The organism is Actinacidiphila bryophytorum (assembly GCF_016916835.1).
GTDB classification, from domain to species: domain Bacteria; phylum Actinomycetota; class Actinomycetes; order Streptomycetales; family Streptomycetaceae; genus Actinacidiphila; species Actinacidiphila bryophytorum.
In genome coordinates, this window is record NZ_JAFFIX010000002.1 from 247897 (window position 1) to 269738 (window position 21842).

General features: G+C 73.2%; 13 protein-coding genes and 2 tRNA genes. 12 read left to right on the forward strand and 3 right to left on the reverse strand.

Translation table 11 applies throughout. The features are described from left to right. Nucleotides 1–147: 147 nt before the first annotated feature. Entirely contained in the window at nt 148–3150 is a 3003-nt protein-coding gene (locus JT723_RS04275) for a glycoside hydrolase family 3 protein (RefSeq protein WP_251513057.1), read from the reverse strand. 474 nt (nt 3151–3624) lie between these two features. On the opposite strand from JT723_RS04275, the gene JT723_RS04280 reads away from it, so the two are divergent. From JT723_RS04280 to JT723_RS04305, 6 genes are all read left to right on the forward strand, one after another. Next, nucleotides 3625–5322 (forward strand): ABC transporter substrate-binding protein, encoded by a 1698-nt coding sequence (locus JT723_RS04280; RefSeq protein ID WP_205043012.1) that lies wholly within the window; start codon nt 3625–3627, stop codon nt 5320–5322. Nucleotides 5323–5354: 32 nt separating this feature from the next. Beyond that, nucleotides 5355–6377: an ABC transporter permease gene (locus JT723_RS04285; protein WP_205043013.1), complete on the forward strand. Its 1023-nt coding sequence runs from the start codon at nt 5355–5357 to the stop codon at nt 6375–6377. Further along, a complete protein-coding gene (locus JT723_RS04290; protein WP_205043014.1) occupies nt 6374–7324 on the forward strand; it encodes a carbohydrate ABC transporter permease in 951 nt (316 codons plus the stop codon). The genes JT723_RS04285 and JT723_RS04290 overlap by 4 nt, the downstream gene beginning before the upstream one ends. Nucleotides 7325–7423: 99 nt before the next feature. Beyond that, the gene (locus JT723_RS04295) at nt 7424–8434 is read left to right on the forward strand and encodes a LacI family DNA-binding transcriptional regulator (RefSeq protein ID WP_205043015.1); all 1011 of its coding nucleotides are present in this window, start codon (nt 7424–7426) and stop codon (nt 8432–8434) included. Nucleotides 8435–8497: 63 nt separating this feature from the next. Then, on the forward strand, nt 8498–10537 hold the full coding sequence (locus JT723_RS04300) for a glycoside hydrolase family 31 protein (protein ID WP_205043016.1): 2040 nt from the start codon (nt 8498–8500) through the stop codon (nt 10535–10537). After that, nucleotides 10534–12543: a beta-galactosidase gene (locus JT723_RS04305; protein ID WP_205043017.1), complete on the forward strand. Its 2010-nt coding sequence runs from the start codon at nt 10534–10536 to the stop codon at nt 12541–12543. The genes JT723_RS04300 and JT723_RS04305 overlap by 4 nt, the downstream gene beginning before the upstream one ends. 58 nt (nt 12544–12601) lie before the next feature. Here JT723_RS04305 and JT723_RS04310 read toward each other — a convergent pair whose 3' ends face one another. Beyond that, a complete protein-coding gene (locus JT723_RS04310) occupies nt 12602–16513 on the reverse strand; it encodes an nSTAND1 domain-containing NTPase (protein ID WP_240165040.1) in 3912 nt (1303 codons plus the stop codon). Between the two features lie 189 nt (nt 16514–16702). Here JT723_RS04310 and JT723_RS36060 point away from each other — a divergent pair, with 189 nt between their 5' ends. The 4 genes from JT723_RS36060 (at nt 16703) to JT723_RS04330 (ending at nt 20909) form a co-directional block, all read left to right on the forward strand. Then, on the forward strand, nt 16703–18355 hold the full coding sequence (locus JT723_RS36060) for a penicillin-binding transpeptidase domain-containing protein (RefSeq protein WP_205043018.1): 1653 nt from the start codon (nt 16703–16705) through the stop codon (nt 18353–18355). 111 nt (nt 18356–18466) lie between these two features. Continuing rightward, on the forward strand, nt 18467–19348 hold the full coding sequence (locus JT723_RS04320) for a YwqG family protein (protein WP_205043019.1): 882 nt from the start codon (nt 18467–18469) through the stop codon (nt 19346–19348). Nucleotides 19349–19631: 283 nt separating this feature from the next. Further along, nucleotides 19632–20003: a cupin domain-containing protein gene (locus JT723_RS04325; RefSeq protein ID WP_205043020.1), complete on the forward strand. Its 372-nt coding sequence runs from the start codon at nt 19632–19634 to the stop codon at nt 20001–20003. A gap of 39 nt (nt 20004–20042) precedes the next feature. After that, nucleotides 20043–20909 carry an LLM class flavin-dependent oxidoreductase gene (locus JT723_RS04330; RefSeq protein WP_205043021.1) on the forward strand — a complete coding sequence of 289 codons (867 nt, stop codon included), beginning with the start codon at nt 20043–20045 and terminating at the stop codon, nt 20907–20909. A 22-nt stretch (nt 20910–20931) separates the two neighbouring features. Here JT723_RS04330 and JT723_RS04335 read toward each other — a convergent pair whose 3' ends face one another. Beyond that, the gene (locus JT723_RS04335; RefSeq protein WP_205043022.1) at nt 20932–21441 is read right to left on the reverse strand and encodes a hypothetical protein; all 510 of its coding nucleotides are present in this window, start codon (nt 21439–21441) and stop codon (nt 20932–20934) included. A 230-nt stretch (nt 21442–21671) separates the two neighbouring features. Here JT723_RS04335 and JT723_RS04340 point away from each other — a divergent pair. Beyond that, nucleotides 21672–21746, forward strand: a tRNA-Asp gene (locus tag JT723_RS04340). Nucleotides 21747–21750: 4 nt separating this feature from the next. Further along, nucleotides 21751–21824 (forward strand) — tRNA-Phe (locus tag JT723_RS04345). Nucleotides 21825–21842 lie beyond the last annotated feature (18 nt).

The window sequence follows — 21842 nt, forward strand, 5'->3', positions numbered from 1 at the left end:
GCGAGGGTGACCGTTTTCCAGGGGGGCGGGGCTGCATCCGATCTGCGGCCGGCGCCGCGCGGGTGCGGCCGGCCCACCACCCGCCGGTGGTCCGGCACGCACCGAACTGCCCCTTTGCGTCGGAGACGGCCAGCGGGCAGCGGATGTTCAGGGGAGGAAGGTGAAGGTGTGGAGGCGGTGGGCGCCGTGGAGGGTGATGTGGAGGTCGGGGGTGCCCGGCGGGGGCGGGGGGACGGGGGTGGTGACCGTGGTCCAGGCGTACGGGTCGCCGGTGGAAGGAACCGGGATCGAGGCCAGCAGCATCGATCCCGCCCGCACTTCGATGCGCGCGGCCCCCGCCCCCTCCCGGGAGACCTCCGCCGAGAAGGCCCGCGCCCCGTCGAGCGCGACGGCCCGGTACAGCAGTGTGCCGTGGGCACCCCCGTCGCCCACGGCCACCGCCTCCCCCGCCGTCGGCGTGAAGTCGACCAGCGTGACCCCCTCGTAGTCGTCGAAGTCGACCGCGCGGACGCGCCGCCCGACGACTCGCCGCGGCTCGGGAGCCGCACCGTCCACCGTGAGGTCCGCGCCCAGCGGGAGGTCGGCGGCCGAACGCCCCACCAGCACCTGGTACTTCCCGGCCTCGACGGCGAAGTCGCCTTCGGCCACCGACCAGTGGGCCAGCGCCTCGCCCGCGGCGAGCGGGAAGGAGACGCGGGCGGACGCGCCCGCCGCGAGCCGCACCTTGCGGTAGCCGGCGAGTGTGAGGCGCGGCGCCTGGTAGGAAGCCGCGTCCACCGCCCGTACGTACAGCTGCACCGTCTCGACCCCGTCGCGCGCCCCGGAGTTGGTGACGGTCACCGACGCCGTCAGCTCGCCGTCCTGTGCGATGCGGGTGCGGTCGAGGGCGAGGCCGGTGAGGGTGAAGTCGGTGTAGGACAGGCCGTGTCCGAAGGCGTAGAGCGGCGCGGCCCGGTGGTACTGGTAGGTCCAGCCGGCCTTGATGATGTCGTAGTCGAGCCGCCCGGGCAGTTCGTCGTCGCCGCGGTACCACGTCTGCGGCAGCCGCCCGGTCGCGTCGGCTTCGCCGAGGAGTACGGCGGCGAGCGCCCTGCCGGTCTCCTGGCCGCCGTGCGAGGTCCACAGCACGGCGGGCACGTGGGCGTCGGCCCAGTCGACGGCGTAGGGGTAGCTGCTCATGACGACGAGCACCGTCTCGGGGCGGGCGGCGACGACGTCGCGCAGCAGCCGCTCCTGTGCGGGCGCTAGGGCGATGCCTGCCCGGTCCTGGGTCTCGCGGCCGTTGATGAGCGGGTCGTTGCCGAGGACGAGGACGACGGCGTCGGCGTCCGTGGCCGCCGCGACGGCTTCGGCGACCCCGTCCCTGACGACGGTACGCGTGAAGTGCTCGGCGTCCGCGGCCCGTTCGGCGGTGACGGCGACGGCGCCGCTGTCCGCGTCCACGACCGCGTACCGCCCGCTGTACACCGAGCGGAGGGCCTCGGTGCCGTCGCCGAGCGGTTCGAGCCGGAAGGTCTCGTGCACGTCCCAGCCCGCGGGCTGTACGCGGTCGGCGGCGAGCGACTGGTCGGCGTCGACGAGCCCGGCGTACCGGCCGGTGCGGGCGTTGCGCAGGGTGAGGACGCCGAGGTCCCAGTCGAAGAGGTCGAACTGTGCGGCGTCGTCGCCGGCTTGGGTGTCGGTGACGACGAGGCAGGCGTCCTCCCCCGCCGCGGTGAGCAGCCCCCCGGTGGAGGCGGCGCGCAGCGTGATGCGGTCGACGCCCTCGACCACGACGGTCGAGCCGCCGCGCGCACCGACGGCCGTACGCAGCCCGTCGGCGGCGGTGATCCGGTAGGGCATGGTGCCGCTGTACCAGTCCTCGGAGAGGCTGTCGGCGAGCGGCCCGACGACGGCGACCCGCCGCCCTCCGACGGCCAGCGGCAGCAGCCCGGCAGCGTTTCCGGTGCCGTCGGAGGAGCCACCGGAGGCACCACCGGAGGCACCGCCGGCAGCCCCCGAAGCCCTGTCACCGACCGCCGAGTTCTTCAGCAGCACGATCGACTCCGTCGCCGCCCGCAGTGCCAGCGCCCGGTGTTCCGGCGAGTCGACCACGTCCCAGCCGACGCCGGCGTACGGCCCCTGCCCGGGGTCGAACTCGCCGAGCCTGAAGCGGATCGACAGCTGCCGTCGTACCGCCCTGTCGACGTCGGCGGCGGTGATGAGCCGCCGTTCGACGGCCTCGGTGAAGCGGCCGAAGGTCGTCTGCGTGTCCTCGCCGTGGTCGGTGAAGGAGTCGATGCCGGCCTTGAGGGCGGCGGCGTGCGCGGTGGCGTGGTCGTCGAAGTAGTGCTCGGTGTCGACGAGGTTGGAGGGCGCCTCGGCGTCGCTGACGACGAAGAGTTCGTGCCCGGTGGGCCGTGCCCACCGCCGCAGCTCGCTCTCCAGCAGTGGACTGACGTGGCAAGGGCGGCCGTTGACCAGGTTGTAGGCGGCCATCACGCCGGTGGCCGACCCGCCGGCGACGGCGGGCCTGAAGGCGGCGAGGTCGTATTCGTGCAGCACGCGCGGGCGTACGCCGGACGAGGTGGTGGTGCGGTCGTCCTCGTTGTTGTAGGCGAGGAAGTGCTTGAGGATGGGGGCGGTCCGCAGCTGCTCCGGGTCGTCGCCGGCCATGCCCCGGCAGAAGGCGTCGCCGAGCCGGGCGGACAGCAGGGCGTCCTCGGAGTAGCCCTCCTCGTTGCGGCCCCAGCGCGGGTCACGCAGCAGGTTGACGACGGGCGCCCAGGTCTGGAGGCTGTGCCGCCCGCTGCCGGTGGCCGGTTCGCGGTGGTGGTGGAAGGCCCGCACCTCGGTGGCGGTGGCGGTGCCGACCGCCCGGATCAGCTCGTCGTCCCAGGTCGCGCCGAGGCCGACGGCCTGCGGGAAGGTGGTGGCGGGGCCGAGCCAGGCGACGCCGTGCAGCGCCTCGGTGCCGGTGCGGAAGGGTTCGATGCCGAGCCGGGGGATCGCGGGACCGTACTGGTGCAGCATCGCGATGCGCTCGTCGGGGGTGAGCCGGGACAGCAGGTCGTCGATGCGCTCGCCCAGCGGGCGGGCCGGGTCGCGGAAGGGCAGCCGGTCCTCGGGTGGCTCGGCGGGCAGCTCGGCGGGCACGGAGACGGTACTCACAGCGGGAAACCCCTTGCAGAGTGCGGCGTTGGGCCGGCGTTCGGCGCTGACGTGTCCGGTCCGACAGCAGGCGTAGGCACCGGTGGTGAAACGCTTCGACGCTGACATGTCGATCGTGGCCGTGTCAACCATGCCACCGCGTCAGGTCGTTCGACCGGCGAGAACCTCCCCACCGACCCCGGCACCGCCCCCGGCACCCGTACTGGCCAGGTCGAACGCCGGAAAAGCCGCGGTCGGGGCCGTCTCCGAAATCTTTTTGCGCAACCACTTGTCGAACTGATAGGCCGTGGTTACTCTCGCCGCAACGTCGAAGCGCTTCGACTCATGCGTGCGGCACCCCTGCGGACGGCATCGGTGCGCGGCATCCGTCGCTGCGACGCCCAGGACTTCTCCCACCTGCACCCACCTGCACTCACCTGCACCCACCTGCACGACGCTCGTCACGGAACCTCTCAGGCGAAGGGCCGCCCCATCATGAGCATCGAGTTGAACCGCAGATCCTTTGTGAACGGCGCGGTCGCCGTCGCCGGCGCCGCGGCCATGTCCCCGCTGATCGCGGCGTGCGGCGGTGGCGGCGGCAACAGCGAGACCCGGCGCAAGGGCGGCACGAACAGCAAGAAGGGCGCCGCCGCGGCGCTGCCGGCGTACGTGCCGAGCACCGCGGTGCAGGCCGACATCCCCTCGACGCAGGGCGCCGGCAGTGCGCTCACCGACCCGGGCTTCCTGAAGTACCCGGCGACGCCGGTGAAGTCGGTGCCCGAGGTGCCGGGCGCGGGCGGCCACTACACGACGCTGACCCCGCTGTGGGGCACCATCCCGGCCGCGAACAACTCCTTCTACCAGGCCATGAACAAGGCGCTGGGCGCGACGCTGACGATGAAGCCGGCCAACGGCGTCACGTACAACAACACCATCCCGACGCTGACCGCGGCCCGCAAGCTCCCCGACTGGGTGCAGCTGCCGGGCTGGTGGAACTCGAACTTCAAGGTCGGCGAGCTGTGCGGGACCCAGCTGGCCGACCTGACGCCCTACCTGGCGGGCGACAAGGTCAAGAAGTACCCCAACCTTGCCGCTCTGCCGACCGGTGCGTGGTCGTCGTGCCTGTGGCAGGACAAGCTGTACGGCATACCGAGCTTCGCGACCGGGTTCGGGCTGCCGGGCCAGTACTTCTACCGCGGTGACGTCTTCGAGTCCAAGGGCATCAACCCCGACGACGTGAAGTCCTGCGACGACCTGCTGAACCTGGGCAAGGAACTGACCGACGCCAAGGGCGGTGTGTGGGCCTTCGACGACCTGTGGCCGTACATCTTCCAGATGTTCGACTTCTCGCAGAAGTTCACCGTCACCGGCGGCAAGCTGGTCCACAAGTACGAGCAGCCGGAGTTCATCGAGGCGCTCAACTGGTGCTACAAGGTAGCCAAGTCCGGTTACGTGCACCCCGACGCGCTGGCCGGCAACAACAACGACGCCAAGACCCGCTTCTACGCAGGCAAGGTGCTGATCACCGCCGACGGCCAGGGCGCCTGGAACGCGGGCGACGCGCTGGCCGGTGTCGCGGCGAACAAGAACTACCGCAGAGCGTCCTTCAAGCCGTTCTCCGCCGACGGCAGCAAGCCGCCGCGGCTGTTCCTCAGCGCTTCCGCGGGCGAGTTCAGCTACCTCAACGCCAACCTCAAGCCGGCGCAGATCGAGGAGTGCCTGCGGATCGCCAACTACCTGGCGGCCCCGTACGGCACCGTCGAGTACGCCATGGTCAACTTCGGTGTCGAGGGCGTCGACTACACCATGGGCGCCGACGGCCCCGCGGCCACCAAGTCGGGTATCGCCAACGTGCAGGCGCAGACGTACCCCTTCCTCGCCACGCCGGTCAACGTCATCTCCAACCCAGGCTTCCCGCAGGTCACCAAGGACCGCTGCGCCTGGAACTCGGAGGCGGCCAAGTACGCCTACAAGCCGGTGTTCTGGAACATGAACATCACCGTGCCGAACCGCTACGCCACCGCGGACGCCGGGCAGGCCGTCGAGGACACCATCAAGGACGTCTACCACGGCATCAAGCCGGTCTCGGCCTTCCAGGACGCGCTGAGCACCTGGAAGGGCAGCGGCGGCGGCGATGCGCTGGTCGCCTGGTACCAGACCGCCGTCATGGACAAGCTCGGCACCGGCCAGTAGTCCAGGCCCGACGCATCACCGAGGGAGGAACGATGGCGTCGACCGTCGCCGAACAGGGCGAGGACGAGCAGGGCCGCAGCCCGCAACAGCAACGGCATGCGGGGGCCGAGGGCGGGGCGGAGGCGACGGGCAGGGGGAAGGCCGGGAAACTCACCTGGCGCATCCGGCTGCGCCGCGACAAGTCGCTGATCTTGATGACGCTGCCCGCGGTGGCGCTCCTGCTGGTCTTCAACTACCTGCCGATGGTCGGCACCATCACCGCTTTCCAGTACTACGACCCGCTGGACGGCATCGGCAACAGCGAGTGGGCGGGCCTGGCCAACTTCCGCCAGCTGTTCGGGGACCCGCTGTTCTGGCACGCGATGGAGAACACCCTCTACATCAGCGCGGTACAGCTGGTGCTGTTCTTCCCGATCCCGATCCTGCTGGCCCTGCTGCTGAACTCGGTGCTCAACTCCCGTATCAGGTCCGTCATCCAGGCCATCACCTTCCTGCCGCACTTCTACTCGTGGGTGCTGGTCGTCACGCTCTTCCAGCAGATGATCGGCGGCGCGGGCCTGCTCAACCAGTTCCTGCGCCAGCACGACGCGGGCACCTGGGACTTCATGACCAACCCGCACACCTTCTCGCTGCTGGTGACCTCGCAGGTGGTGTGGAAGGACGCCGGCTGGGGGATCATCGTCTTCCTCGCGGCGCTCTCGGCGATCGACCAGAACCTCTACGAGGCCGCCGCGTCCGACGGTGCGGGCCGCTGGCGGCGGATGTGGCACATCACGCTGCCCGGCATGCGCAGCGTCATCGTGCTGATGCTCGTGCTGCGGCTCGGCAATGCGCTGTCGGTGGGCTTCGAGCAGCTGCTGATCCAGCGCTACGCCGTCGGCCACGACGCGGCCGACGTGCTCGACACCTTCTCCTTCTACTACGGCATCGGCACCCAGAACTACAGCTACGGCGCTGCCGCGGGCATCTTCAAGAGCGTGATCTCGCTGCTGCTGATCTGGGGTGCCAACAAGCTGGCCCACCGCTTCGGCGAGGACGGACTGTACCGGAAATGACCGCACTCACCGCACCTTCCGCCCGCGGGCGCAGCCGCCCGCGCAACCCCAACCGGCCCGCGTGGGAGGAACCGCCGTCCGCGGTCGGCCAGTCCGCCAAGGGCCTCACGCTGGGCACCGTGGTGCTGCTGATCGTCTTCCCGGTCTACTGCGTGGTGCTGACCAGCATCTCCACCCCGGGGGCGATCAACAGGGCCGGCGGGCTGGTCATCGTCCCCGACGGGATCACCCTGGACGCCTACACCACGATGCTCAGCGACGGCCCCGTACGGCGGGCGCTGGTGGTGACGTTCGCGATCACCGCGGTCGGCACGGCGATCTCGATGGTGGTGTCGGTGCTGTGCGCGTACGGGCTGTCGCGCTCCCGGTCGCTGGGCCACCGCTTCCTGCTGCTGGTGCTGGTCGTCACGATGTTCGTCAACGGCGGCCTGATCCCGACCTTCCTGGTGGTCAGCGAGCTGGGCGGCTACGGCAAGTACTGGTCGCTGATCCTGCCCAGCGCGGTGAGCGTCTTCAACATCCTGGTGCTGCGCAGCTTCTACTCCTCGACCGCGGCCGAACTCATCGACGCGGCACGGATGGACGGCGCGAACGAGTGGCGCATCCTCTGGTCGGTGGTGCTGCCCACCTCGCGGGCGGTCACCGCGGTCATCACGCTCTTCTACGCGGTCGGCTACTGGAACACCTTCTTCAACGTGATGCTCTACCTGCCGACCGACAGCCAGAAGTGGCCGCTGCAGTACGTGCTGTACGAATACGTCAATCTGGGTATGAACATGCCGGGACAGGTGAACTCGGGATTCGGGGTGTCGGGCCACTCGCAGACGGCCCCGCTGTCCCTGCAGATGGCGGTCGTCGTGCTGACGCTGCTGCCGATCGCGGTCGTCTTCCCGTTCATGCAGAAGCACTTCGCGAAGGGCATGCTTACCGGGGCGATCAAGGGCTGAACCCACAGACAGGGCCGGTCCCGCACGCCCATCCCCCGCTGCGTGACGGGACCGGCCCCACGAACCAGACCAGCGGCACGACACGAAGGGTTCACCAGCATGGTGACACTGGCTGAGGTGGCCAAGCACGCGGGCGTCTCCGCGAGCACTGTGAGCTACGTCCTCAGTGGCAAGCGCTCGATCTCGTCCCCGACCCGGGAGCGGGTCGAGCGGGCGATCAGCGAACTGGGCTACCACCCCAACGCCGGCGCCCGCGCCCTGGCGGGGAAGCGGTCGCACATCATCGCGCTGGTCGTCCCGCTCAGGACGGACGTCTATGTGCCGGTCATGATGGAGATCGCCATCTCCGTGACGGTCGCGGCCCGTTCGCACGGCTACGACGTGCTGCTGATCACCAACGACGAGGGTCCCGAGGGGCTGCGCCGGGTCGCCGCGAGCGGTCTTGCCGACGGGGTGATCCTGATGGACGTCGAGCTGGACGACGCGCGCATCCCGGTGCTGCGCGAGACCGGTACGCACGCGGCGCTGATCGGCCTGCCGGCCGACACCCGCGGACTGGCCTGCGTGGACCACGACTTCGCCGGTGCGGGCGCGCTGTGCGCCGAGCACCTGGCCGACCTCGGGCACCAGGACATCGCCTTCATCGGCTACGCGCCCGGCGTCTACCAGCGGCACGCGGGCTATGCCGAGCGCACGCTGAGCGGCTTCCGCGAGCGGGCGGCGCAGCGCGGCCTGCGGGTGCTGCACCGCCCCTGCGAGGGCAGTTACGAGAGCACCGCGGGCGCTCTGTCCCGCATCCTGGCCGACCGCCCGGACACCACCGGCTTCGTGGTCCAGAACGAGGGCGCGATCGGTCCGCTGCTGAGCCTGCTGCGCACCAGCGGCCGGGTGGTGCCCGAGGACGCCTCGGTCGTCGCGCTGTGCCCCGAACCGCTGGCCGAGCAGTACTCGCCACGGCTGACCGCGGTGACAGGACCCGCCCACGAACTGGGCCGGCAGGCCGTCGAGCTGGTGATGAACCGGTTGGACGACCGGCCCACCGCCGAGGTCAGCCTGCTCACCCCGGTACTCACCCCGCGGGAGAGCAGCGGCCCCGCACCCGTCCGCTGACACCGGCCCGCACTCCCTCAACTCCTCCGCGCCACACCACCCTCACCCCCAGGGAGCTTCCGCATGCCCACCTTCTTCCGCGACCTCGGCCACGCCCTGGAGTGGCGGGCCAGGGGCGAGACCCTGCGCGTCGAGGCGTGGGGTCCCGACGCCGTACGCGTCCGCGCCGTCGCGGGCGGCGACCTGCTCGACGGCCTGCCCGGCGCACTGCTGCCCGAGGCCCCCGAGCTGCCCTCGGCCCCCGTGGTGACGCTCGGCGAGCATTCCGCGACCCTCGTCAACGGCGCGCTCACGGTACGGATCGACGCCGGCACCGAGGGACGGCTGACCCCCGACCTGCCCGCCGCGGGAGGGCAGTTGACCTTCCTGCGCACCGCGGACGGCAGCGAGCTGCTGGCCGAGGAGCCGCACCACTTCTGGTGGCCGGGGCCGCGCCTGCACACCGCGACCGGCAACGGCTACCACCGGCTGGAGCAGCGCTTCCGCGCCTACGACGGCGAGCGGCTCTTCGGCCTGGGCCAGCACACCCACGGCATGCTGGACCAGAAGGGCGCCGTCGTCGAACTGGTGCAGCGCAACGGCGAGGTCACCATCCCCTACCTGGTCTCCAGCCGCGGCTACGGCCTGCTGTGGAACTCCCCGGCGATCGGCAGGGTCGAGCTGGCCGCGACCGGCACCCGCTGGGTCGCCGACAGCGCCCGGCAGATCGACTACTGGGTCACCGCGGGCCAGCCCGCCGACGTCCTGGGCCGCTACGCCGACGCCACCGGCCACTCGCCCGTGCTGCCCGAGTGGGCGGCCGGCTTCTGGCAGTGCAAGCTGCGCTACCGCACGCAGGACGAACTCCTGGAAGTGGCCCGCGAGTACAAGCGGCGGGGCCTGCCGCTCGACGTCATCGTCTGCGACTTCTTCCACTGGACGCACCTGGGCGACTGGCGCTTCGACCCCGCCGAGTGGCCCGACCCGCAAGCCATGGTCGACGAACTCACCGCGATGGGTGTGCGGTTGATGGTCTCGGTATGGCCGTCGGTCAGCCCGGCCAGCGAGAACTTCCACGTGATGGGCGACCGGGGCCTGCTGATCGGCACCGAGTACGGCCCGCTGGCGCACGCCGACTGGCCCGACAAGGGCCTCGGCGCCTACTCGGCGCAGGTCGCCTTCTACGACGCGACCAGCCCCGAGGCGCGCGCGTACGTGTGGGACCGGCTGCGGGACAACTACCTGGCGCACGGCGTGAAGGTCTTCTGGCTCGACGCGTGCGAGCCGGAGCTGAAGCCCGGCCACCCCGCGAACCTGCGCTACCACGCAGGCCCCGGCCTCGAAGTCGGCAACCTCTACCCGCGGGAGAACGCCCGCATGGTGTGGGACGGCCTGCACGCGGCGGGCGAGAGCGAGGTCGTCACCCTCAACCGCTCCTCCTGGGCGGGCGCCCAGCGCTACGGCGCCGCCCTGTGGTCCGGTGACATCGCCACCACCTTCGAGTCCCTGCGCACCCAGATAGCCGCGGGCCTCAACGTGATGATGTCGGGCATCCCCTGGTGGACCACCGACATCGGCGGCTTCCACGGCGGCCACCCCGACGACCCGGACTACCGCGAGCTGCTGGTCCGCTGGTTCCAGTACGGCGCCTTCTGCCCGCTCTTCCGCCTGCACGGCTTCCGCGGCCCCGGGCAGGTGCTGGAACCCGCGATGACCGGGCTGCCCAACGAGGTGTGGTCGTACGGGGAGGAGGCGTACGGGATCCTGCGCGGTTACCTGCTGCTGCGCGAGCGGCTGCGCCCGTACCTGATGGAGCAGATGCGCACCGCCGCCGACCGCGGGCTGCCGCCCATGCGCCCGCTGTTCGTGGACTTTCCCGCGGACGAGGCGAGTTGGGCGGCGGCCGACTCCTTCCTGTGCGGCCCCGACCTGCTGGTCGCCCCGGTGGTCGAGGCCGGTGCGCGCGAGCGCGAGGTCTACCTGCCCGCCGGTGCCCGCTGGTCCGACGCGTGGACGGGCCAGGCCTACGAGGGCGGCACCACCGCCACGGTCGCGGCGCCGCTGGAGCGCATCCCGCTCTTCCTGCGGGACGGCGCGCAACTGCCCATCGCGGAGGCGTCATGACCGAGGGCCTGACCCGCAGGCTCGGCGGGCGGCTCGCCTTCGGCGGCGACTACAACCCCGAGCAGTGGGACGAGGCCGTCTGGAAGGAGGACGGCCTGCTGATGCGCTGGGCGCACGTCAACCTCGCCACCGTCGGCGTCTTCTCCTGGGCGCTGCTCGAACCCGAGGAGGGCCGCTACGACTTCGGGTGGCTGGACGCGCACCTGGACCGGCTGCACGCCGCCGGCGTCGCCGTGGACCTGGCCACCCCGACCGCGTCACCGCCCCCGTGGTTCACCCTCGCGCACCCCGACGCGATGCCCGTCACCGACACCGGTGTGCGGCTCACCCACGGCAGCCGCGACACGTACTGCCTGGCCGCCCCCGCCTACCGGCAGGCCGCGCTGCGTGTCGCGACGGCGCTGGCGCAGCGCTACGGCGACCACCCGGCGGTGGCGATGTGGCACGTCCACAACGAGTACGCGACCGTGTGCTGGTGCGACCACACCGCGGACGCCTTCCGCCGCTGGCTGCGCGGACGCCACGGCACCCTGGACGCCCTCAACGAGGCCTGGGGCACGGCCTTCTGGAGCCAGCGCTACGGCACGTGGGAGGAGATCCTGCCGCCGCGCGCCACCCAGTGGCACCGCAACCCCGCGCTCGCGCTGGACTTCCGCCGCTTCTGGTCGGACGAGGCGCTGGCCGCCTACCGCGAGCAGCGCGACGCGATCCGCGCGCACACCGCGGCCGACCGGCCCGTGACCACCAACCTGATGGTGCCCGGCTACCAGATCCTCGACCTGTGGTCCTTCGGCCGCGAGGTCGACGTCGTCGGCATCGACCACTACCCGGACGCCCCCGGTACGGGCGCCGCCGCCGACATCGCCTTCGGCGCCGACCGGGCACGCTCCTTCGGCGGCGGCAAGCCCTGGCTGCTGGTCGAGCAGGGCGCCAACACCGTGTACACCGCCGACCGCACACTGCCCAAGGAGCCGGGCGACATCCTGCGCCACTCGCTGGCCCACATCGCCCACGGCTCGGACGGCGCCATGTTCTTCCAGTGGCGGCAGTCCAAGGCGGGAGCCGAGATCTGGCACTCGGCGATGGTCCCGCACGCGGGACCCGACTCGCGGATCTTCCGCGAGGTCGCCGACACCGGCGCGGCGGTGGCCCGGCTCGGCGAGGTCGCCGGCTCGCTCGTCACCGCGCAGGCCGCGGTCCTGCACGACTCCGACTGCTGGTGGGCGCTGGACGGGCAGGGCCTGCCCTCGGCGTCGTTGGACTACCACAGCGAACTGCGGCGCGCGCACCGGGCGTTGTGGGACGCCGGGATCACCGCGGACTTCGCACACCCCGGGGACCCCGGACTGTCCCGCTACCGGCTGCTGATCGCCCCCGCCCTGCCGGTACTCTCCGATGCGGCCGCCGAGTCGCTGCGCGACTGGGTCCACGCGGGCGGCACCCTGCTGGTCCAGCACTTCGCCGGGGTGGTCGACACCAACCACCAGGCCCGGCTCGGCGGTTACCCCGCTCAGGCGCTGCGCACCGCCCTCGGGGTGCGGGTCGAGGAGTTCCGCCCGCTCGCCGCCGACGCGGCCCTGCGGCTGTCCGACGGTTCGACGTCCACCGCGTGGAGCGAGTCGCTGCGCCTGACCGGGCGGGCCGAGGCCGTCGCCGCCTACACCGGCGGCATGCTCGCCGACCGGCCCGCCCTGACCCGGCACGCCTACGGAGCCGGCACCGCCTGGTACGCCTCCACCCGCCTGGACGACGCCGGCTACGACGCGCTGGTCGCCCGCGTCTCGGCCGCCGCGGGCGTCGGTCCCGAACTCCCGCTCCCCACGGGCGTGGAGGCCGTCCGGCGGCACGCCCCGGAAGGCCCGGTGAGCTGGCTCTTCCTGCTCAACCACACCGACTCCCCGGCGACCGTGGAGGCCGCGGGCCACGACCTGCTGACCGGCCGCCCGGTGCCCGCTGCCGGGCTGACCCTGCCGCCGGGCGGCGCCGCGGTCCTGCGCCAGGAGTGAGCAGGGCTGTGGAAGGGGGTAGGGGCGGGTCAGCGCTGCGGGAGGGGGCGGGGGCGGGTCAGCGCTGCGGGCAGGGCGCGGGAAGGTGCTGCTGCGGCAGGTAGCGTGCGGTCTCCTGCTCGGTCGGCGCGCGGTGCACCAGGCCGCAGATCGCGGTGACCGCCGCCTCGGGGCGCGGCAGGGCCACCTTCCACGCCAGCAGCGTGCCGTCACCTGCGGCCGCGGCCAGCTTCGTACCGTCCGGGCTGAAGGCCACGCTGGTGATGGCGGAGGGGCCGGTGTTGAGGGTGACCCGGACCTGCCGGGTCTCCACGTCCCACAGCCGCAGCGTGCCGTCGGTGGCCGCGACGGCCAGGGTGCGGGTGTCGGCGCTGAAGGCGACCGCCGTGGCCGGTGACGTACTGGCGGTCAGCGCCGCCTTCTGGGCGCCGGAGGCCGTGTCCCACAGCCAGGTCGTCCCGTCGTTGCCGCCCGCGGCGAGCAGCCCGCCGTCCGAGCTGAACGCCACGGTGGGATACCGCGGGTGGCCGGCCAGCGGGCCGTCCGAGGCCTTCACCGGCATCGGGAAGCTGCGCAGGACCCTGCCGGTCGCCGTGGACAGCAGGTTCACCCCGTACTTGTCGCCGCGCACGGCCATGGAGCGCCCGTCGGGGCTCAACGCCATGAACTGGTAGGAGGTGTTGAGCGCGGTCTTCCACTCCACGGGGTCGGCGGCCTGCCCGCCCGCGGTGCCCCACACGTGCACCACGCTGTTCCAGCCGCCGTTCAGGAGGTAGCCGTCGACGAGGTTGGCCGCCACCGTGCGGCCGTCCGCGCTGAGCGCCGCCGAGCCCACCTTGCGGTCGAGCACCCTGCCCTTGCCGGTGCCCGCGTCCCACAGCCGCAGCGTGCCGTCGCCCGACAGGCCCAGCACGCCCGCCCCCTGCACGGCGGAGCGCACCTCCTGCACCGGGCGTTTGGCGTCCGGCGTGCCCAGGGCGCCCGCGCGGCGCCACGGGTCGGGCTTCCACAGGTGGACGGTGCCGTCGGAGGAGCCGGCCGCCAGCACGCGGCCCTGCTCGGCGAAGGCCACGTCGTAGTCCCGCTCACGCTCCCCCGGCGCGTGGCCCTGCTGGGCCGACGCCAGGACCACGGGGGCGGTGCCGGTCGTGTCGAACAGCCGGACCGTCCCGTCCGCCATACCGGCCGCCAGCGTGTGGCCGTCCGCGCTGAAGGCCAGCGAAGTGATCGCCCCCGCGAGGTCGTTCAGCAGGGTCTGGCTGCGGCCTGTTGCGGTGTTCCACAGGTGGACGGCCCCGTCCGTCGACCCGGCCGCGAGCAGCCCGCCGTCCGGGCTCAGCGCGGTCGTGCCGAAGGTGGTGACGGTCGCGGCGGTGTCGGGGGCGGAGAAGACCGTCGTCGGGGTGTGCCCCGCCGTCCAGTGCCACACGGCGACACCGCCGGTCTCGCCGCTCAGCGCCACGGTGTGGCCGTCCCTGCTGAAGACCGCGGGACCCGCGGAGTGCGCGAAGGTCGTGAGCCGGCGGCCGGTCGCCGTGTCCCACAGGCCGACGCCCTGGGTGCCCCACGCGGCCACCACCCGCCCGTCGGGGCTGAGGCCTTCCAGGTCCCGCCAGCCCTCGGCGGTGAGGTGCGACCGGCCGGTCGCCGTGTTCCACGTGACGAGGCCCTCGCGGTCGTCGGCGGCGTAGGTGACCATCGTGCGGCCGTCGGCGGAGAGTTGGGAGCCGTACGTCGGATAGGGGTTGTACGCGTCGCCGTCGTAGCCGCCGACCACGGTACGGGTCCTGCCGCTCGCCAGGTCGGTCGTCCGCACGTGGGCGGTGTTCGAACCGCTCACCAGGGAGCGGTCGTCGGCGCTGAAGGCCAGTGCGAGCGACTTCCGGCCGCCCGGGCCTGCCGGCTCCGTGCCCACGGGCAGGACGGTCCTGGCCCTGCCCGTGGCGACGTCGGCGGCCGTCACGGACCCGTCGTCCGTCGTCCACGCCAGGCGGCTGCCGTCATGGCTGAACACCAGGTTGACCACCGGAGCCTGCGCGCCCGCCACCCGGCCCACCATCGGCACCGCGGCGGCCCGGTAGAGCGCGTCGGTCGCCTCGGGTGTGGGGCTCACCCGGTAGGCCTGTACGGCCAGCAGCATGCCCAGTTCCGTGTCGGTGCTCATCACCGAGGCGGACTGGGCGGCCAGTTGGCGTGACAGCGTGACCTGCTGGACGGCGACCGCGGCCCGCCTGGCCGCGTCGCTGACCCGGCTCTGCCGCCAGGCGACCGTCCCCGCGGTGACCGCGAGCACGAGCAGGAACGACAGTGTCAGGGTGAGCGCCCGCAGCCGGCGGGTGGCCCGCGCGGCCATCCTGACCTCGTACGCCCGCGCCGCGGTGCTGGCGTCCAGGAAGGCCGTCTCCAGCGCGGTGAGCCCCTCCCGGCCCTCCCGTCCTGCCTGCCCTTCCCGGCCCTCCGCCCCGAAGGCGTCGCCCGCCGCCGCCAGCCGGCTCCCCCGGTACAGCGCCCCCGGGTCGCGCTCCAGCGCCTCCCAGGCCTGTGCGGCCTCCGTCAGGTGCCGCACCAGGCGGAGCCGTTCCCGCCCCTCCTCCACCCAGCCGCGCAGCCGCGGCCAGGCGGAGATCACCGCCTCGTGCGCGAGGTCGACGACCTCCCCGTCGGCGGTCACCAGCCGCGCCTGGAGCAGCATCTCCAGGACGGTGTCGACGTCGGTGCGCCGGTCCACGCCGGTGCGCCCGTCATCGTCGGTGCGCCCGTCCTCCTCCCCTTCCGCGGGCGGCGCCGACGCGGCGAGCTCCGCGCGGGACGTGGGGCGGCGGGTGTCCTGGGCGCCGTCGCCCGGGGTGACCAGGCGCAGCAGGATGTGCCGGGCGGTCGCGGCCTGCGAGGGGGACAGGCGGGCGTAGAGGGACTCGGCGGTGGCGGCGATGGCCCCGTGGATGCCGCCCGCCGCCTCGTACATCTCCTCGGTGAGCGCCCGGCCGCGGCGGCGCCGCCAGGTCTCCAGCAGGGCGTGCGAGACCAGCGGGAGGCTGCCCGGCTCCTTCTCCGCCTCGCGGACGATCCGCGCGGTCAAGGAGCGCTCCACGATCAGCCCGGCCGCCGCGGCCGGCTTGACGATGACCTCCCGCAGCGCCGCGGGACCCATCGGCGCGACCAGCAGCGTGGCGTCCCGCAGCGCCTCGGCCAGGCCCGGGTGCTCGGCGCAGCGGCCGAAGAAGTCGGCCCGCACCGCGATGACGACGCGCAGCCGCCCGCCGGGCCTGGCCGCGGTCAGCAGCAGGTCGAGGAAGGCGGCGCGTTCCGCACTGCCGGCGCCGAGGGTGAAGACCTCCTCGAACTGGTCGACGATGACGACCGCGTCGCCGTCCTGCTCCTCCGCTGGCGGCACCAGCGCCGCCCGGGCGGCGATCTGCGCGGCCGGGTGCGGCCCCGGTGTCAGGATGCGCACGGCGGCGGGCCGCGCCCCCTGCCCCGAGCGCAGCGCCGGGACCAGCCCCGCGCGCAGCAGCGAGGACTTGCCGCTGCCGGACGCGCCGACGACCGCCACCAGCCGCTGCCTGCCCAGCGTCTCGACCAGCCGCGCGACCAGGTCCTCGCGCCCGAAGTACAGTTCGCTGTCCTGCGCCTCGAAGCGCCGCAGGCCCCGGTAGGGCACGGGGGTGTCAGCGTCGGGCGGCGGCGCGGCCGTCTCCCCGGTGGCGGCCTCGCGCCAGCGCTGCTCCCACTGCTCGACGACCTCGGCGTCGCCGCCGCACGCGGTGACGTACGCGCGCAGCGTCGGCAACGACGGCAGCCGGGTGCCGCCCGCGGCCTGCGACAGGGTGCTGGCCCCGCAGCCGGTTGCCGCGGCCATCTCCCGGTAGGTGGGGCTGCCCGCGTCCACCCGCAGTTTGCGCAGCTCGTACGCCAGTTGCTGCACCGGCCCGTTCGCCGGGTCGAGCCGGCCCTCCGGACGTCCCGCCATGTGCTCCCCACCCGTATCCGCCGTATCCCGCCCCCCGGCGGCCACATGCGCACGCTACGGGCGGTGCACGCGACCGGCAAGTGACCGGCCGCCCTGGTCCGGGGATTGATCCGCCCGACGGGACGGGGACGCCATTCAATGGCCGCCCTGGTGGGGTGGCGTGGTCAGCACATGAGGGGGGAGTCGGGCGTGCCCGTCACGAGAAGCGTCAAGATCGGCATCGTCGGTGCGGTGTTCACCGCGATGGTGGGGGTCGCCGGCTTCGGCGCGTACAACATCTACACCGGCCTGAACGCCGGGGACGGCCTGCGTACGCCCGCCGTCCGCACCCAGGCGTCGGACGCCCCGCCGGCCAGCGCGGCGCCGCTGTCGGCGAAGGAGATCGCCCGCACCGCGCAGGAGTTCCTGGCCGCGTGGTCCGCGGGCGACACCACGGGCGCCGCGGCCCTGACGGACGCGCCCTATACGGCGTCCACCGCACTGACGGCATACGCCTCGGGCGCCCACGTCGACTCGGTCAAGGCCGTCCCGGGCGCCGCGACACCCGGCGGTGAACGCTTCACCGTCACCGCCCACCTGTCCTACGGCGGCCAGAACTCCACCTGGACGTACGCCTCCTCGCTCACCGTGACCCGCGACTCCACAGGCGACCCGGCGGTCGCCTGGTCCTCCGCCGTCCTCAACCCCGAGCTGGGCGACGGCGACGTCCTGCTCACCGGCACGCAGGACACGGCGGACGTGGAGGTCACCGACCGGGCGGGCAACGAGCTGACCGGCGACCGCTACCCCTCCCTGACCCGCATCATCGCCGACCTCAAGCAGCGCTACGCCGACCAACTACCCAGCGGCACACCGGCGGTGGGCACCTGGGTCCACAAGGCCGACGGCTCCGACGGGCCGATGCTGCACGTCCTGCGCAAGGGCGCCGGTGTGCGGCTGCGGACGACGCTGGACTCGGCCGTGCAGTCCGCGGCGGAGAAGGCGGTCGCGGGCAAGGACCAGGCGGGCGTCACCGCGGTCGACACCCGCAGCGGTGCGGTGCTCGCCATCGCCTACAGCCCGGCCGAGGGCGTCGACTGGGCGCTGATGGAGGACTCGGCGCCGGGCTCCACGTTCAAGATCGTCACGGCCGCCGCGCTGCTCGACTCCGGCATGACGCCGTCCTCGACCGCGCCCTGCAAGGCCGACGACAACTACGCGAACGGCCGGATGTACCACAACGACTCACCCACCCTGCACCGCGCGGACGCCACCCTCGCCTGGGACTTCGCCATGTCCTGCAACACCGGTTTCATCCGGCAGGCGGGCCGGCTCGGCGCGCACGGGCTGAAGACCGCAGCGGCCAGGTTCGGCCTGACCCAGGAGTGGTCGGTCGGCACCCCGACCCTCGACGGCCGGCCCACCATGCCCTCCAGCAGCGCGCCCGACGAGCTGACCTCGGAGATGATCGGCCAGGGCGAGCTGCGGATGAGCCCGCTCGTCATGGCCTCGGTCGCCGCGACCGCCGCGAGCGGCGACTTCCACCAGCCGCTGCTGGTCGACCGGAGCCTGGTCGCGGGGCCCGTCGCGACGGCGCCCGGCCTGTCCTCCCGGGTCAGCCAGGGCCTGCGGCAGATGATGCGCGACGCGATCACCACCGGTACCGCCCACGGGGTCATGGGCCGCTTCGGCCCCGACTCGGGCGCGAAGACCGGCTCCGCCGAGCTGGCGGGCCAGGACACCACCAACGGCTGGTTCACCGCCTACGCGGGCCGCGTCGCCGCGGCGGCCGTCGTCCACGACGCCGGGCACGGCAACACCTCCGCGGGGCCGATCGTGGCGGCGGTGCTGGCCGCGGGCTGACGTCAGCGCCGCGGGCCGACCTCAGGAACGGCGGCTGACGCCAGCAACGGCGGCCGACGCCGCGGAGGGGCGGCCCCCAGGGGCAGGGGCCGCCCTGGGAGCATCGGCCGCGTGAACTCCGCCGCCACCGAAGCCCTGCGCGAACTCCTGGCCCGTGTACCGGAGATCGCCCCCCACGCCACGACGACCGTACTGCTCAACCCGCGCCCCGGTACCCCCGGCAGCCGGGACTCCCACCTGGGCGGCCCGCTGCTGTGGCCGGCCGCCGAACCCTGGCCGACCTGCGACAGGCACCCCGGCGAGGACCCGTACGACCTGGTGTCCGTCGCCCAACTGCACGCCGCAGAGGCGCCCGGGCTGCCCTTCCCCGAGGGCACCGACCTGCTCCAGGTCCTGTGGTGCCCGGTCCACCACGACCAGCCGCACCCGGCGGGCTGGGGTCCGGCCGGGCGCGTCGTGTGGCGGCGCACCGCCGACGTCACCGAGGAGGCGGCAGAACAGCCGGACGGCTGGGCGGAATGGCAGGACGACCCGGAGGGCGTCGTCCCCCGCCCCTGCGTCGTGCACCCCGAGCAGCTCCCCGACCTCCCGCCGGAGGACGCCCTGCCCGAGCCGCTGCGCAACCGACTCGCCGCGGCCGGTGCGGAGGACCTCTACGACCTGATGTCCGCCCACCCCGGCTGCAAGGCGGGCGGCTGCATGGACTGGATGGCCGCCACCCGGCCCGCCGACCTGGACTGCCCCTCCTGCGGCTCCCCTTACGCCCTCCTGCTGCAGGTCGACAGCTACGAGTACCTGCCGTCCGACACCCGCGGCTACGGCCTGTCCGCCTTCGCCCCGCCCGAGGAGCAGGGCCTGGCACCCGGCACCGACGCCCACGACCGTGCGTCCCGCCCGACCGCCATGTCCGTCGGCCGCGGCGACTCCCACGGCGGCCTCTTCGTCTGCACCGCCGCCCCGTCCGCCCACCCGCCGGCCTTCTTCCCGGGCTAGGCCGTGTTTTGGAAGTAGCGCCGTCCGCCCACAGGGCGGGCCCCGCGGCGTCCGGTGCGTGCGATCGCAAGGCGGAGGGTCGTCCTCGTAGTGGGCCTACCCGGACGACTCCGACAACGCAGCGAGCGTGCGTGCCAGGCGTCGCGGGGCAGGCGGGACTTCCAAAACCCGGCCTAGGACCAGGGGCCAGGGCAGGAACGTACAAGACCCCGGGCGCCGGCGCGGGCAGAGTCGAGGCGGGAGGGGGAGGGCTCCTTCCGGAGGCGTCGAGGAGGAGAGAGCCATGTCCGATACCGCTGCCGTGGTGAACGTCGCGGAGAAGCTGGCGCAGTTCAGTGAGCTGTGGTCACAGAAGACGGTCGCAGCGCTGAACGACTACGAGGTCAAACTCGCCAAGGTCAAGGGCGAGTTCGTCTGGCACACGCACGACGACACCGACGAGCTGTTCCTGGTCGTCAGCGGGCGGCTGACCATCCGGCTGCGGGACGGCGACGTCGTCGTCGGTCCCGGGGAGCTGTACGTGGTGCCGCGCGGGGTCGAGCACTGCCCGGTGGCGGACGAGGAGACGGCGATCCTGCTTGTCGAGCCGACCGGGACGCTCAACACCGGCTCTGCGGGCGGGCCGCTGACCAGGGCCGCTGAGGCGCTGGACTGAGCGTTGCCGGGTGCTCGGGGCCGGACATAGGTTCCGGGCATGACGAATGTACGGATCGGCGTGATGTACGACCGCGACTGGGCTCCCGAGGGGCTGCCGGCCTTCGCGCGGGAGGTCGAGCGGCTCGGGGCCGACGACCTGTGGGTCGTCGAGGATCTCGGCTGGAACGGCGGGGTCTCGGCGGCGGCCGTGGCGCTCGGGGCGACGCAGCGGCTGCGGGTCGGCATCGGGATCGCCCCGGCGCCGCTGCGCAGCCCCGCCCTGCTGGCGATGGAACTGGCCACCCTGGCGCGGGTCTTCCCCGGCCGTCTGGTGGCCGGCATCGGCCACGGTGTGGGCGAGTGGATGGCGGGCGTCGGCGTGGCGCCCGCGTCCCCGCTGGCGCTGCTCGAGGAGAGCATCGTCGCGGTGCGCGCCCTGCTGCGGGGCCAGAAGGTCACCGTGGACGGGCGCGAAGTACGCATGGACGGCGTGCAGTTGGTGCACCCGGCGACCGAACCGCCGCCCGTGGTCGCGGGCGTGGTCCGGCCCCGCTCCCTCGAACTGTCGGGCCGGGTCGCCGACGGAACGCTGCTCGCCGAGGGCAACGGGCCGCGCGACCTGGAGAGCGCCCTCGCCCTCGTCCGCAAGGGCGGCGCCGGCGCCGGCCACACCCTGACGGTGTACGCGTTCGGCGCCCTCGGCGACGACGCCGAGCAGACGCTGCGGCCCATGGTCGAGGGCCAGGCGGCCTGGCTGGGCCGCGCCCCCGAGGACGTCTTCACCGTGTCCGGTACGGCCGCGCAGGCCGCGGGCCAGGTACGCGACCTGGCCGCGGCGGGCGCGACCACCGTCGTGCTGCGGCTCTTCGGCCCGGAGCCCGCAGGACAGCTCGGCAGCATCCTGGAGGCCCTGCGGTCCGCCTGAGCGTCCGCGCCGGTCCTGGTGGTCAGCGCACCGACAGCACCAGGTCGGCGACGCCGCCGCGGACCGACTTCACCCGCACCTGGAGGTCGTTCAGACCGGCCGTGCCGCCCGGGCTGACCCCCGACTGGAGGTACGTCCCGCCGGTCCGCGCCTCGACGGTGACCCCGCCGGCGCCGACCTCGGTGATCCGGAAGGACGAGAAGCCGAAGCGGTGGCTGTCGACCCGGATCGTCAGCGGTTCCGCCACGCTGATCTCGCACGTCCCGTCGAAGCAGGCGGCGGTGTCCGACCGGGCGGGCGGCGCGGTGGTCGCCGTACGGGTCGGTACGGGCGGGGTGGTCGCCGGGGCCGCGGGCTCGGTCGCGGGCGGTGTCGTCGGCGCGGGCCGCGCGGTCGTCGGCGCGGACGTCGTCGGCGGGGGCGTCGGTGCGCCCTGCCGGGCGGTGCCGCCCGAGTCGTGGCCGCAGGCCGCCGCCCCGGCCAGCAGGGCGGCGGCGGCCGCCGTACCGATACGCAACCTGCGGGTATCCATCGCTCAGCTCCTCCTGCGGGGGGGTCGTCCTGGACTCACCGTTGTAACGATGGCCGCCCGGGAGGGGTCCCGGGGTCTGATACGCTGATCCAGCGACAACGGCCTGTCAGGCAGTGCTCAACCGGTCACGGAGGGCAAGTCACCGGGAGCGTCGCGGAAAACCAGTGCAGGAGCATGGCACGTGATGTGTCAGACTTGTCCCGCACGAAGCAGTACACGCAGTACAGCAAGGTCCTGTGGAGCAGTTTGGAGTGCTCGCCACCCTGTCAAGGTGGAGGCCGCGGGTTCAAATCCCGTCAGGACCGCTGCGGCTGGGTAGCTCAGTTGGTACGAGCGACCGCCTGAAAAGCGGTAGGTCGCCGGTTCGACCCCGGCCCCAGCCACCGCACGGAGTAGGCCCC

What these genes read in the sequence shown, in the direction of transcription:
- JT723_RS04280 (WP_205043012.1), top strand. Translation starts at nt 3,625, where the DNA reads ATGAGCATCGAGTTGAACCGCAGATCCTTTGTGAACGGCGCGGTCGCC.
- JT723_RS04285 (WP_205043013.1), top strand. Translation starts at nt 5,355, where the DNA reads ATGGCGTCGACCGTCGCCGAACAGGGCGAGGACGAGCAGGGCCGCAGC.
- JT723_RS04290 (WP_205043014.1), top strand. Translation starts at nt 6,374, where the DNA reads ATGACCGCACTCACCGCACCTTCCGCCCGCGGGCGCAGCCGCCCGCGC.
- JT723_RS04295 (WP_205043015.1), top strand. Translation starts at nt 7,424, where the DNA reads ATGGTGACACTGGCTGAGGTGGCCAAGCACGCGGGCGTCTCCGCGAGC.
- JT723_RS04300 (WP_205043016.1), top strand. Translation starts at nt 8,498, where the DNA reads ATGCCCACCTTCTTCCGCGACCTCGGCCACGCCCTGGAGTGGCGGGCC.
- JT723_RS04305 (WP_205043017.1), top strand. Translation starts at nt 10,534, where the DNA reads ATGACCGAGGGCCTGACCCGCAGGCTCGGCGGGCGGCTCGCCTTCGGC.
- JT723_RS04310 (WP_240165040.1), bottom strand. Translation starts at nt 16,513, where the DNA reads ATGGCGGGACGTCCGGAGGGCCGGCTCGACCCGGCGAACGGGCCGGTG.
- JT723_RS04325 (WP_205043020.1), top strand. Translation starts at nt 19,632, where the DNA reads ATGTCCGATACCGCTGCCGTGGTGAACGTCGCGGAGAAGCTGGCGCAG.
- JT723_RS04330 (WP_205043021.1), top strand. Translation starts at nt 20,043, where the DNA reads ATGACGAATGTACGGATCGGCGTGATGTACGACCGCGACTGGGCTCCC.
- JT723_RS04335 (WP_205043022.1), bottom strand. Translation starts at nt 21,441, where the DNA reads ATGGATACCCGCAGGTTGCGTATCGGTACGGCGGCCGCCGCCGCCCTG.